The organism is Eggerthella timonensis (genome assembly GCF_900184265.1).
Classification (GTDB): Bacteria; Actinomycetota; Coriobacteriia; order Coriobacteriales; family Eggerthellaceae; genus Eggerthella; species Eggerthella timonensis.
Genome location: NZ_FXXA01000002.1, coordinates 1,565,566 through 1,578,462, shown reverse-complemented (window position 1 = coordinate 1,578,462; position 12,897 = coordinate 1,565,566). Strand labels below are relative to the sequence as shown.

General features: G+C 66.5%; 11 protein-coding genes. 3 read left to right on the top strand and 8 right to left on the bottom strand.

The genetic code is table 11. From position 1 onward, the window contains the following. Window positions 1–68 precede the first annotated feature (68 nt). The 7 genes from C1A15_RS06510 to C1A15_RS06480 all read right to left on the bottom strand — a co-directional run bounded on the left by C1A15_RS06510 (window position 69) and on the right by C1A15_RS06480 (window position 9,024). On the bottom strand, window positions 69–671 hold the full coding sequence (locus C1A15_RS06510) for an ABC transporter ATP-binding protein (RefSeq protein WP_101721797.1): 603 nt from the start codon (window positions 669–671) through the stop codon (window positions 69–71). A gap of 217 nt (window positions 672–888) precedes the next feature. Beyond that, window positions 889–1,977 carry an ATP-binding cassette domain-containing protein gene (locus tag C1A15_RS06505; protein WP_101721796.1) on the bottom strand — a complete coding sequence of 363 codons (1,089 nt, stop codon included), beginning with the start codon at window positions 1,975–1,977 and terminating at the stop codon, window positions 889–891. 10 nt (window positions 1,978–1,987) lie between these two features. After that, window positions 1,988–2,917, bottom strand: a complete 930-nt coding sequence (locus C1A15_RS06500; protein ID WP_219618184.1) for an ABC transporter permease — start codon at window positions 2,915–2,917, stop codon at window positions 1,988–1,990. Next, entirely contained in the window at window positions 2,910–3,893 is a 984-nt protein-coding gene (locus tag C1A15_RS06495) for an ABC transporter permease (protein ID WP_101721794.1), read from the bottom strand. The genes C1A15_RS06500 and C1A15_RS06495 overlap by 8 nt, the downstream gene beginning before the upstream one ends. Window positions 3,894–4,096: 203 nt before the next feature. Beyond that, window positions 4,097–5,746, bottom strand: a complete 1,650-nt coding sequence (locus tag C1A15_RS06490; protein WP_101721793.1) for an ABC transporter substrate-binding protein — start codon at window positions 5,744–5,746, stop codon at window positions 4,097–4,099. Window positions 5,747–6,210: 464 nt separating this feature from the next. After that, a complete protein-coding gene (gene ligA / locus C1A15_RS06485; RefSeq protein WP_101721792.1) occupies window positions 6,211–8,352 on the bottom strand; it encodes an NAD-dependent DNA ligase LigA in 2,142 nt (713 codons plus the stop codon). A 144-nt stretch (window positions 8,353–8,496) separates the two neighbouring features. Continuing rightward, window positions 8,497–9,024 carry an HdeD family acid-resistance protein gene (locus C1A15_RS06480; protein ID WP_101721791.1) on the bottom strand — a complete coding sequence of 176 codons (528 nt, stop codon included), beginning with the start codon at window positions 9,022–9,024 and terminating at the stop codon, window positions 8,497–8,499. Between the two features lie 255 nt (window positions 9,025–9,279). Between C1A15_RS06480 and C1A15_RS06475 the strand changes: the two genes are divergently transcribed. After that, on the top strand, window positions 9,280–10,152 hold the full coding sequence (locus C1A15_RS06475; RefSeq protein ID WP_101721790.1) for an NAD(P)H-hydrate dehydratase: 873 nt from the start codon (window positions 9,280–9,282) through the stop codon (window positions 10,150–10,152). Window positions 10,153–10,220: 68 nt separating this feature from the next. On the opposite strand, the gene C1A15_RS06470 is transcribed toward C1A15_RS06475, so the two are convergent. Next, window positions 10,221–11,834 carry a L,D-transpeptidase family protein gene (locus tag C1A15_RS06470; RefSeq protein ID WP_101721789.1) on the bottom strand — a complete coding sequence of 538 codons (1,614 nt, stop codon included), beginning with the start codon at window positions 11,832–11,834 and terminating at the stop codon, window positions 10,221–10,223. Window positions 11,835–12,021: 187 nt separating this feature from the next. Here C1A15_RS06470 and C1A15_RS06465 point away from each other — a divergent pair, with 187 nt between their 5' ends. Together C1A15_RS06465 and C1A15_RS06460 are read left to right on the top strand one after the other, a co-directional pair. Next, the gene (locus tag C1A15_RS06465) at window positions 12,022–12,579 is read left to right on the top strand and encodes a hypothetical protein (protein WP_101721788.1); all 558 of its coding nucleotides are present in this window, start codon (window positions 12,022–12,024) and stop codon (window positions 12,577–12,579) included. A 9-nt stretch (window positions 12,580–12,588) separates the two neighbouring features. Then, window positions 12,589–12,861, top strand: coding sequence for a helix-turn-helix domain-containing protein (locus C1A15_RS06460; protein WP_101721787.1), 273 nt, complete (start codon window positions 12,589–12,591; stop codon window positions 12,859–12,861). The last annotated feature ends 36 nt before the right edge of the window (window positions 12,862–12,897 follow it).

Genomic DNA, 12,897 nt, shown 5'->3' with positions numbered 1-12,897 from the left:
TCAAACTCGAATATTGTCAAAAGAGCATGTTTTCAGTGCAGAATGTCCTGGATCGAGACGCTCCGCCCCTAGACGCGAGCGAGGTGCACCACACGCGTGGCGATGCGCTCGGTGAGCGCGGGCGAGTGCGAGACGAACAGCATCCCGATGCCGCGGTCCTGCGTCTCGGCGACGAGGAACCGCCAGATCTGGGCCTGGGTAACGGCGTCGAGCATGGTGGATATCTCGTCGGCCACGAGATAGCGCGGGCGCGCCGCCAGCGCGCGGGCGATGCAAAAGCGCTGCAGCTCGCCGCCCGACAGCTCGTGCGGGAAGCGCGTGAGCCAGCGCTTCTGGATACCCAGGTCATCGAGCAAACGTTGCGGCACCTCCCCCGCTTCGGCCAGCGTCTGCTCCATGCGCATGCGCGGATCGACGGCGGTCTCGGGGTGTTGCAGGATCAGCTGCACGGGGCACGCGCCGCGCTTCGGCAGCGGGGATCCGTCAACGAGGATCGCGCCCGCTTGCGGGCGCTCGTAGCCGGCCAGCAGTCGGCAGAGCGTGGTTTTGCCGAATCCGGAAGGCGCGCTGACGGCCACGCGCTCGCCCGCATCGACGACCAGGTCGAAGTCGCGGTAGAGCGGCGTGCGCATGCCGGGATGCGCGAAGGTGATGCCGCGAGCCTCTAACATAGTGCAACCTCCTCCGCCGGGGCAGACGCGAGAGGGGCGCGTTGGCCGAAGTGCATTTGGTGGCAGAAATTCGCGGGTATGCGAATGTTTGCAGCCTTCTGCAAGCCCCTTTCGACATCGCAGACGGCAAAATCCCTGATCGCGATATTTCTCGCTCTGCGATTCATTCGCATACCCGCAAATTTCTGCCAGATTCCCGGCACCCGACCGAACGATTCTATCCGCAGCATGCGCGCCCCTCCCCGTCATCGCCTGCCGGCGCCTCGAAATCGTGCTCGGGAAGCGCATGCCACAGTTCGCGGCTGAACGGATGCTGCAGCAGGTCGGGCGACGCGAAGTTCGCGACGGCCGTCTCTTCCACCACGGTGCCGTCCCGGAACACCGCCACGCGATCCGCCACGCGCAGCGCCAATTCGATGTCGTGCGTGATGAGCAGCACGCCGTTGCCCGCGTCGGCGAACTCGCGAAAGTCGTCGAGCGCGCGAACGGCCAGCTCCAGGTCGAGGCCGGGCGTAGGCTCATCGGCGATGATGACGCGCGGGTCGTCCATGAGCGCGCAGCACAGCAGCACCCGACGGGCCATGCCGCCGGACAGCTCGTGCGGGTACTTCCTCGCCGTATCCTCCGGCAAGCCGTAACGCTCGAACAGCTGCGCGCGCCGACGACGGCGCTCCTCGCGCGGCACCTGCGTGCGGCCGAACCCCTCCACCTGACGGCCCACCTTCATGAGCGGGTCGAGATTGTTCACGCTCTGCGGCACGAGCGAGATGCCGCGGCCGCGCAGCTGGGAAAGCGTCGACGCGTCCTGCTGCCGCCCATCGAACCAGATGCGCCCGTGCACGCTGGCGTTCGGCTCGAACAGCCCCAGGATGGCGTCGGCCAGCAGCGTCTTGCCGGAGCCCGATGCGCCCACCACGGCCACGATCTCGCCAGCGTGCACGGAAATGCTCAGCCCGCAGATCACTTCCACCATGCGCTGCTTCGCGCGAAGATACGGCGCATCCTCGTCGTACATGCGGAATCCCACGCTCAGGTCCTCCACCTGCAGCAGATGATGGCCATGCTCGTGATGGGAGACCGGCGCATGCGTATGATGGTGGTGCTCCTGCGCATCCTCGTGCGAAAGGGCCTCGTGGGAAGCAGCACCTTCCGCAGCGAACGCCTCTTCCCGCAGCTCCTTCTGCGAGGAGGGATCGCCGAGCAGCTCGTCGGTGAGACGTTCCAGCTCGGCCGCTGCCTCGTACAGCGCACGCTCGCGCGCGGCCAACGGCTCGGGAAGAGGATTGCTCTTGCTCGCTTCGTCCATGGCCCTTCTCCTATTCCTGGGAGCTGTGGGGGTCGACGAGCTTGCGAAGGTTCGATCCCGCCACGTCGAACAGCAGCACGGTGGCGATGAGCGCGAGACCCGGGAACACGGCGAGCCACCACATGCCGGCCGACAGATACGCCATCGACTCGCTGAGGATGACGCCGATGGCCGGCTGCTCGGGCGGCAGGCCGAAGCCGAGGAAGGTGACGGCGGCCTCGTGCAGGATGGCGTGCGGAAACAGCAGGATGAGCCCCACGATGAACTGCGGCAACACGTAGGGCAGCATGTGCTTCGCCGCAATGCGCACCGGATTCTGTCCTAGCTTGCGCGCCACCGACACGAACGCGGACTGCTTGCATTGCAGGATCTCCGCTCGGATGACGCGGGTGAGGCTGGGCCAATGCGTCACGGCCACGCCGATGGTGACGCCCCAGAACCCCTTCCCCAGCGCGAACGAGATCAGGATGAGCAGGACGATGTGCGGGATGCCCAGCATGAGGTCGATGAGCCAGGTGACCGCCGCGTCGGCGCGCTTTCCGCCGAGCGCCGCCACCGCGCCCAGCACGAGCGCGATGAACGCCGATACCGTCGCCGCCAGCAGGCCCACGAGCACGCTCGTGGACAGGCCCGCCAGCGTGCGCAGCAGCATGTCGCGCCCCATCCAGTCGGTGCCGAAGGGGTGCGCGAGGCTGGGCGCGAGGTTCTTCTGCGAGAAATCGGTGACCGTGGCGGCATCGGTTGCGGCGACGCCCGCCACCACCACGGCGGCAAGCGCCGCGATGGCGATCGCGAACGCCGCCAACGTCAGCTTGCGATTGCCCACGCGCGCACGGCGCGGCGCATGCAGCACCGGCGAATGTCCCCAATGGGGACAGGCACCTTTGGGTACATTTGGGACGTTCGGGGCCGTCAAAGCCTCGTCGGCGACGCTAGCCACGGGCCTCCCCCTTTCGGATGCGGGGGTCCACCACGCCGTACAGCGTGCTGGCGATCAGATTGCCGGCGAACACGAAGGCCGCTGAGAACAGCGCGATGCCCACGAGCAGCGCCACGTCGCCCCCGAGGCCCGCCGTCACGGCCGCCTGGCCGAGCCCCGGATACGAGAACACTTGCTCCACCAGCACCGACCCCCCGAAAATCTCGGAGATGGACGCGAATTGCAACGTGAGCGCCGGCAGCGCGAGGTTGCGCAGCCCGTGGTGGCACAGCGCGCCCCATGTCGACAGCCCGCGCGCGCGGGCGAAGCGCACGTAGTCGCTCTCCAGGACGTCGATGGTCTTCTCGCGCGTGTGCAGCGCGATGTTCGCCACGCCCACCACCGACAGCGTGAGCGCCGGCAACGCGAGGTGGTGCAGTGCGTCGGCCAGCGTCACGTCGGCGGCCGACACCCCGATGGGCACCGAGAAGCCGAACGGGAACCAGCCGAGCTGCACCGAGAACACGATGAGGAACACGAGCCCCAACCAGAACGTGGGCACCGAGGCCAGCAGGAAGCAGTACCCCTTCACGATGCGGTCGACGAGCCGCCCGCGCATCGCCCCCGCGAGGATGCCCAGCGCGAAGCCCAGCACGCCGCTGATCACCCAGGCCGTGGCCATGAGCGCCAGCGAGTTCACCGCCCGCGTGGCGATGACGTCGATCACCGGGGCGTTGAACCGCAGCGACGTACCCAGGTCGCCGTGCAAGAGGTCGGCGAACCAGTTGACGTAACGCTCCCAGAGGGGCGTGTTCACGCCCCAGTACTCGGCCAGCTGCGCGCGCTTGGCCTCGCTCATGTTGATGTAGGCCGTCTGCCCCACGTTCGCCTGCACGGGGTCGATGGGAGACACGCTCACCAGCACGAACGTCACTATGCTCACGGCAAGCATGAGCAGGACGAACTTCAAGATATTCCGAACAACAAATCGCGGCATACGCCTACTATAACCTCACAAGTCCAAATACCCCACAACAATCCCCCTCAACAAGCGCAAACGGCGACCAGTCAGCCAACGCACAAGTCCACCACTGTCAGCGTGAGGGGCGGGCAATGCCCACCAAGCGAGTTCCGCAGCGAAGCGAGGACTGTCTGAGCGACTGGGCATGGCCCGCCCCTCACGCGCCGGCAATGAAAAACTTACGCCCAAGACCACTGGTCGACGTTATTCACCAGCGACCAGCCGTGGCCGTGCGGATGGGGCTTCTGCTCGGCCACCTTGAGGTTCTCCCTGGCGAAGTACAAATGGTCGATGTTCGCGAACCACACCCACGGCGCGTCGCCCTGGGGCGCGATGCCGGACGAGCCGTCCCATTGAGCCTTCTGCCACAGCTCGAACGAGTCCTCCACCTGGGGTTTCGCTAACGCCTCATCGAGGTACGCATCGGTAGCGGCGCTCTCGTAGCAAGCGTAGTTGCCCGTGCCCTTGGAATAGAACAGGTTGTACGTCTCGGTGGGGGCGTTCGTGCCCCAGCCCCACACCACCGGATCGGTGAACTGGTGCGGATACAGATCGTCCCAGCTCGCGCCCTTGACGGCAATCTCGATGCCGAGCTCCTTCATCTGGTTGGAGAACTCCTCCGCGATGCCCTGGCGCACGGTGTCGCCGGCCGAGTAGTACAGGTTCATCGAGGCGCGCGTGCCGTTCTTCTCGCGAATGCCGTCCGAGCCGACCGCCCAACCGCCGTCGTCGAGCAGCTTCTTCGCCCGCTCCACGTCGGTGGCGCATTTCATGTCGGGCGACGACCAGGGCATGCCGTCGCCCACGCTGTAGGCGACGGTGCCGAAGCCGTTCAGCACGTTGTCGATCATCTTGTCGCGGTCGACGCCGTAGTTGATGGCCTGGCGGATGGCGAGATCGCAGGTGACGTCGTTGCCGGCGGCCGCCTCGCCCTTCTCGTCGGTTTTCGAGGCGCCCGCCGGGATGGTCGGCAGCGAGATGCCGCGCGAGTCGACGGACGCGCAGTTCAGCAGGTCGTAGCCGCTCGGCTGCTTGTCCGCGAACGTCGCGGAGGTGTACGCCACGTCAACCTGGCCGGACTGCGCCGCGGCGAGCGAGGCGTCCTCTTCCATGAACACGACCACGACGCGCTCGATCTTCGGCGCCTCGCCGTAGTAATCGGGGTTGGCCTTGAGGATGACCTGCTGGCCCTTGTCCCACTGCTCAAGCAGGTAGCGGCCCGAGCCGATGGGGTTGTCGCCGTACGTGTCGCCGTAGGCATGCTCGGGCACGATGCCCACGACGGCCAGCGTGTACAGCAGCGCGTTGAACGGCTTCTCCATAGAGATGACGACCGTGGCGTCGTCCTTCGCCACGGCCTCCTTCACCATGGACATGTCGCACTCGGACGCCTCGGCGTTCAAGATGCCGTTGATGGTGAAGGCCACGTCGCGCGCCGTGAGCGGCGTGCCGTCGGTGAACCTCGCGTCGTCGCGGATGGTGAACGTCCACGTCATGCCGTCCTCGGACGCCTCGTACGACGTGGCGAGGTCGTTCTTGAAGCTGAGATCCGTGTCGGTGGTGATCAGCGTGGACTGGATGAGCGGCTCGTGCACATGTTCGCCGCAGCCCCACGACACGAAGGGATCGAAGCCCGCCGCCGGCTCGGAGCCGGTGGTCATCGACACGATGACCTGCGAAGGGGTTTCCTCGCCCGCGGTGGTCGGCGTGGCTTCGGCCGGCTTGTCCACCTCGCCGCTCGTGCAGCTGGCCAGCAGCCCACCCAGCGACAGCGTCGCCGCCGTCGCGCCCGTCAGCTTCGCGAAGTCGCGCCGCGTCAGTGTTGTCATGCGAATCCTCCCACCCGCTGCGACGGCTCCCTCGCGATCCGGCGCAGCACCTCATGCTCATGTGTTACGATTTCCAATTGCGTAACACACTATACCAGAGGTTTCCCCTTGATGGTGTTACGAATTTCATTTCCGTAACTCCCCTGGGTGAGCGGCGGGCAGAACCTGGCGAACGCGAACCGCGGCGCGGCGTCGGACGGCCTGCACCCACGCAACCGGGCGCGACGACCGGACACGCAAATCAGCTCGAAGTAAGCGATTTTTTCGTTTTGCGAACGATTCGCCGCTCTGAGAGGCTTCCGGCTGCCGTCGGGCGCGAAACTTCCCGCATCGTCCCAGGTCAGCTTTTTCCGATTCGGGGGAAACCGGCCGGATCGCACCCTGAGTAGCCGCAAAACGCAAAAATTGCTTAGAATTCGGCGATTCGCGTGTCCCGGCCTTTGCTCGCTCGGGGACGATGGAGGTCAGCTCGCTGCTTCGGGCTCGGGAGCCTCGCCCGTCGCCAAGATGCGCAGCAGAGCCGCTTCGTCCAGCACCGGGACGCCGAGCGTCACGGCCTTGTCGTACTTGGAGCCGGCGGCCTCTCCGGCCACGACGAAGCTCGTCTTCTTCGACACGCTGCCCGACACCTTCGCGCCGCGCGCCTTGAGCGCCGCACCCGCCTCGTCGCGGGTCATCCCGCTCTCCACGAGCGAGCCCGTCAGCACGAACGTGAGGCCCTCGAGCGTTTGCGGCAGCTGCTCGGCAGGGTCGCCCGCCTCGTCGGCCATCGCCACGCCGCGCTTGCGCAAGCGCTCGATGACGGCCACGTTGTCGGGCGTGCGTAGGAACAGGTACACGCTGCGGGCGATCTTCGGGCCCACGCCGTCGATGGCGGCCAGGTCTTCCTCCGAGGCCTCCATGAGCGCCTCGATGGACGGGTACGCCGCCGCCAGCAGCTCGGCGATGGTCTTGCCCACGTGGCGTATGCCGAGGCCGAACAGCGCGCGGGCGAACGGGCGCGCACGGCTCTCGTCGATGGCGGCCACGAGCTTCTTCGCCACGGTGGACCCGAGGCGGATGGGCTCGCCTTCCTTGTTCACGCGGCCCATGTCGACGAGCGACAGCTCCACCTCGTCCAGCGTGTAGTAGTCGGCCACGTCGGTCAAGCGGCCGCTCTCCACAAGGCGCGACACGATCTCCTCTCCCATGCCGTCGATGTCCATGGCGCCGCGGCTGGCCCAATGGAGCAGCCGCTCGAGCGCCTGCGCCGGGCAGTCGATGGAGATGCAGCGGAAATCCACCTCGCCCTCTTCGCGGATGACGGGCGAGCCGCACGACGGGCACGTGCGCGGCATCTCCCAGCGGACGGCGTCGGCGGGGCGCAGCGCCAGCACGGGGCCCAGCACCTCGGGGATGACGTCGCCCGCCTTGCGCACGATGACGGTGTCGCCGACGCGCACGTCTTTGCGCTGCACCTCGTCCTCGTTGTGCAGCGTCGCGCGCGCCACGGTGGATCCGGCCACCGACACGGGGTCCATCTCGGCAACGGGCGTCAGCTTGCCGGTGCGCCCCACCTGCACGGTGATATCGCGCAGCAGCGTCGTCTTCTCCTCGGGCGGGAACTTGAACGCCACGGCCCAGCGGGGAGCGCGGGCCGTGTAGCCCATCGACTCCTGCTGCGCGAACGCGTTCACCTTCACCACTACGCCGTCGATCTCGTAGGGCAGATCCTCGCGGCGCTCGATGGCGCGCTTGCAGAACACGTGAACCGCCTCGCGCGTCTCGCACAGCTCGACGTCGGGGTTCACGTGGAAACCCGCCTCGCGCAGCCATGCCAACAGCTCCCACTGGCCCTCGACGGCCAGGGCGCGCTCGTCGGCCACCGCGTAGATGAACGTGGACAGGTCGCGGTTCGCCGTGATGGCGGGATCCTTCTGGCGGAGGCTCCCCGCTGCGGCGTTGCGCGGGTTCGCGAACGCCTGCTTGCCATTGGCCTCGGCGGCGACGTTGAGGGCGTCGAAGCTGGACTTCGGCATGTATACCTCGCCGCGCAGCTCAACCGGCGCCTCCGCGTCCCGCAGCCCGTCGAGGGCCGCCTCGCGCAGGCGAAGCGGCACGTCCTTCACCGTGCGCATGTTGGCGGTGACGTCTTCGCCGGTGGTGCCGTCGCCGCGCGTCGCCGCGCGCACGAGGCGGCCGCCCTCGTAGGTCAAAGCGATGGACGAGCCGTCGATCTTGAGCTCGCATACCACGGGCACCATGCGGCCGAACGCCTCCACCACGCGCTCGATCCACGCGTCCAGCTCCTCGAGGTCCATGGCGTTGTCGAGCGAGTACATCCGCCGCTCGTGGCGCACGGGGGCGAACTGCTCGCCCACGTAGCCGCCGACGCGCTGCGTGGGACTGGACGGGTCGATGAGCTCGGGATGGGCCGCTTCCAGCTCGCGCAGCTCGCGCATGAGCGAGTCGAACGCGGCGTCGGAGATGGACGGCGCGTCGTTGGCGTAGTACAGGTAGCTGTGGTGCTCGATCTCGCGCCTGAGCGCGTCGATGCGCGCGGCCGGATCGCTGGTCGCTTCCGCGAGCGCCTGCTCGTCGAGCAAGGATTGCTGTTCGTCTGCCATGTTCTCCACCGTTTCGCACTATCGGGAAGAAGGCCCCGAACGATTCGGGGCCTTCGCCTGTTTTCCTCGGAATTCTACCACGAGCCGCGACCTCGCTGCGCGCTCGGCTCAGGGTTTCAGCAAACGTTCCATGCGCCGCCTTCGCTACGCGAGCATCGCCTTACCGGTGTTCCAGCCGTAGAAGATGAGCGATGCGCCGCGCATCAGGATGAACACGGACAGGAAGACGCCCAGCATGGCGGGCGCGATGAAGAACGTCAGGCCGCACAGCGCGCCGACGATGCCCGAGAATAGCATCCAGCCCCACATGGACACGCCCATGTTGCGGACCTTGAACGCCCCGATGGCCTCGAATACGCCGAACACGATGAAGAACGCGCCGATGAACCACGCGAGCGCGCCGGCCGACACGAGCGGGTTCACGAGGAACAGGACGCCCAGCACGATGTCGAGCGCCGCGTAGGCCAGCGCCCAGCCCGACAGGTTCATGGCCTTGCGGAAGCGGAAGTAGTTGACGATGTCGAAGATGCCCGACACGAGGAACGCCGCGCCGGCGATCACCGTGATGGTGACGAGCGCCAGGCCCGGCGCGAAGAGGAAGAACATGCTGCAGATGACGAGCAGGGCGCCCGCGATGATGAGGCCCCAGTCGTGCTTGTTGGTCGTATCCATGAGATGCGCTCCTTGGTCGCTGTGATCGCGCCGCAGACGCGCCGAAAGGCGGGTTGCGACGCGATAGTGTTGTTCCTGCTATTTTATCGCGCGCGAGAAGCGGAACGCGCGGCTCCGACATCTGTTTACGCACGGTTACGGGCCGATCCGGCATCGCGTTACGCTTTCGCGCCCCCGGTCGCGCTCGCCCGCGATACGCGGTAGAATGCGAGCACGCGCAACCTCGCGCTCCCCGAAAGACAAGGCGGTGTGCCCATGCAGGACGTCCGGGAATACAGCAACGACGAGCTGGTGGCCCTCGTGCCGCTGCCGGCCGACGACGCGAACAAATACACGCGCGGCACGCTGGGCGCCGTCGTGGGCAGCGAGCGCTATCCGGGCGCGGCGTGCCTGGCGGCCTACGCGAGCCAGCGCATGGGCGCCGGCTACACCGAGGTGTTCACCCATCCGTCGGCCGTGCCGCTCGTGCAAGGCTATCGGCCCTCCCTCGTCGTGCGCCCCCGCGCGGCCCTGACGGCGAGCTTGCCGGCCTCGACGCCCGGCAAGCCGCGCGCCTATCTCGCGGGCTGCGGCTTCGATGCGGACGACGGCGCCACCGACAAGCTCGTCCACTTCGTGCTCAAGCACGCCGACGCGCCCGTGCTCGTGGACGGCACCGGGCTGAACGCGCTCGTCTCGGAAAAGGGGCGGCGTCTGCTGAAGCGGCGCTTTCTCAACGAGAACCCCACCGTGGTCACGCCGCACGCAGGCGAGGCCGCACGCCTCGCGCGCCCCTTCGACCTGCCCACCGACGACCCGGGCGCGCTCGCGCAGGGGTTGTCGCTGGCATACGGCGTGATCGCGGTGGTGAAAGGACCGGTCACGTACGTCTCGGACGGGGAGCGGATCGTGCGCATGACGCACGGCACCCCCGCGCTGGCCAAGGCGGGAACGGGTGACGTGCTGGCCGGCATGACGGCGGCGCTGCTGGCGCAGGGGCTCGACCCGTTCGAAGCATGCGTGCTGGGCACCGAGCTGCACGGCCGTGCCGGGTTGGCCGCGGCGGCCCGCTGGTCGACCATCGCCGCGACGGCGGAGGACGTCATCGCATGCATCCCCGACGCGCTCGCGGAGCTCGTGGGCGCGTAGGAGCCTCTCCATGGCGAGCGCAGCCCGCGTGTCGAAGGACGCGGGGGCTGCGCGACGGGCCGGCGATCCTACCAGTGGCTCACCACGACGTCGCCCACTTCGATGAGGTCGTAGAGCTGCACCGACTTATCGGGCGGCAGGTTGACGCAGCCGTGGCTGCCGTAGCCCGAGGAGTAGCGCGAGCCGCCGAACGCGGACTGCCAATCGGCGTCGTGGAAGCCGATGTAGTTCTCCACGAACGGCATCCACGTTTTCACTTCCGTCTTGTACTCCGGCTCGCCCGTCTCGGGCTCCATCTGGCCTATCAGCTTCGACGGGCTCTCCTTGCCGTTGACCACGTACACGCCCTCAGGGGTGTCGTGCTCGCCGTCCGGCGTGCCCGTGACCACGTCCGACTCCCATATGAGGGCGCCGCTGTCGTCGTAGAAGCGCGCGTGCTGCTCGTCGAGGTCGACGTCGATGTAGCGGTTGCCCCAATCGCGCCCGTGCAGGCCGTCGTAGGCGCCTGCCTCCTGCTCGCAGGGGATGGCCACGTCGCCGGTCTGCGCGGAGCTCACGCCGTTCATGACGGTCTCCTTGAGCTTGCCCTTGTCGATGATCCAGCCGTACACGCCGCCCGATACGGTGACGTCCTTGCCGTCGGCGCGCGTGAACGTGCGGCGAGCCTGGTAGGTGTTGCACGCGGATGCCATGTCCTGCACCCAAGCGGCCACGAGCTCCTCGTCGATGCCCACCGACGCGTCGTCGCGCAGGCGCATCCAATCGGCTATCTGGTCGGCATCCACCTGGGCCACGGGCGTGTCGCCCAGGTTGAGCGAGAAGTCGGCTTTCAGCAGCGCGTTCGCGTCGTCGGCCGACTTCGCCAGACGTTCGTCGTCCGAGAACAGCGTGGGCTGCTGCAGCGCGTCCTCGGTGAGGGCGACGGACGTTTCGAGCTCGGCGACGGCCGCGTTCACCGCCTCGACCACCTTGTCGGCATCGAGCGCGGTGCCGGTCGTCTCGGCGCGCACGACGAACCGCGAGCTGCCGCCGTCGTAGTCGAGCCCGGCGTTGCGCGGCGCTTCCGCCTGCTCGTTGAACGCTTCGACCGCCTTGCGCACCGATTCGTCCAGCTTGCCGTTCGAGGTGGCCAGCTTGTCGGTCTCGTCGTGCGTGGCGAAGATCTCGATCGGCCACGCCCAAGGGCTGGCATCGGCGTGCATGGCATCCGTCACGCTCTCGCTGTTGATGGCCGTGCCCATGTCTGACGAGGTGAGGGTCAGCGAGAAGCCCTGCCCCGAGACGTTCAGCTGGTAGCTCTTCGCCACGTCGGTGAGCAGGTCCTGCACTTCGGCGGTGGTTTTCAGCGACACGTCCTTGCCCATGATGGTGGTGTTCGGCATGAAGCGGTCCGTGAACGTGAACGCTCCCGCCAGATAGACGATCGCGACCACGCCCACGAGCGCACCGAGGGCGATGAGGGCGGCCTTCTTGGTGAACGCAGGCTTTTGCCGCGACGGGCCGCGCTGGTTGTCGGGAACGCCGAATCCGCCGGGCGCGCCGTGAGCGGGCGCCTTGCGCCCGCCGCGCGAAGCCGGCACGAACGAGGTGAACTGATCGGGAGGCGGGAAGTCGTCGGCATCGTGGGAGGGCGTCGCCTGACGGCCGTCGGGTTGGCCTTGCGTGTCGTGTTCCGGCGTCATAGGGCGCCTCCTCGTCTCTCCGTGCGTATGCTTCAATTCAAATTAGATGGTTCACTCCTGAAATTCAATCCTTTCGCTTAATAAATTAAAAGAATCGGTTAACTTTATACGCTGAGAGGCAATCTGAGAAACTATAATCGCTTACAGCATCATTGAGCCACGTAGCCCCGGAGAGGAGCACTGCCCCATGCGCTCGAAGAACGCCACACTCACAAAGGTCGCCCTGTCTCGCATGGCGAAAGCAAGCAAGGTCATCGCTGTCGCGCTCAGGGCCGTCTTCGTCGCCACGTGCGCATTCGTAGCTCTTCTTCTCGCCCTGTATTTCTACCAGCTCGGCACGTTTGACGGGGAAATCGACATCGTCGCTCTGCTGATGAGCGTCGCGTACCATGTGCTGACTGCCGCAGTGTTCTGTTTGACCCTGTTCGTCGCTATCAAAGTGTTCGACGACATCGCACGGGGAACCTCCCCGTTTACGGAAAAGCAAGCGAGCAGGATCCGCCTGATCGGCATCCTTCTCGCGGTTGGGGTGGTATTGGATATCCCCTCGTTGGCAATCGACCCCTTGATGGTGCAGTCCAGTCAGGTGCATCTCGGCATCGGCCCGGCACAAGATTCGCAGGCGGGCAATCCCGAGCTTCGCATAAACATGCCCCTTGTATACGGAGCGGCACTATCGTTTTTCCTATCGTACGTGTTCAAGTATGGCGCCCTGCTACAGCGCCTTACAGACGATACGGTGTAGGCGATCCTTATGGCGATTATCTTCAACCTCGACAAGCTGCTGGCCGCGAAGAAGATGCAGTCGGTAGAGCTCGCGGCCGAGCTCGACTGCACCGTGCAGACCGTGTCGCGTATCAAGAACGGCAAGATTCGAGCGTTTCGCATCGAGACGCTCGACGAGCTCTGCCGCATCTTCGATTGCCAGCCGGGCGACCTGCTGGAATACATGGAGGACGACGAAGCCCGCCGCCGCTTCGGCGACGGCTTCTGGAACGACTACCGAAGTTTCTTCGACGAGCCTTGAGCGAAAAACGCGAGTTTTCTCGCACGGATTTTCGCA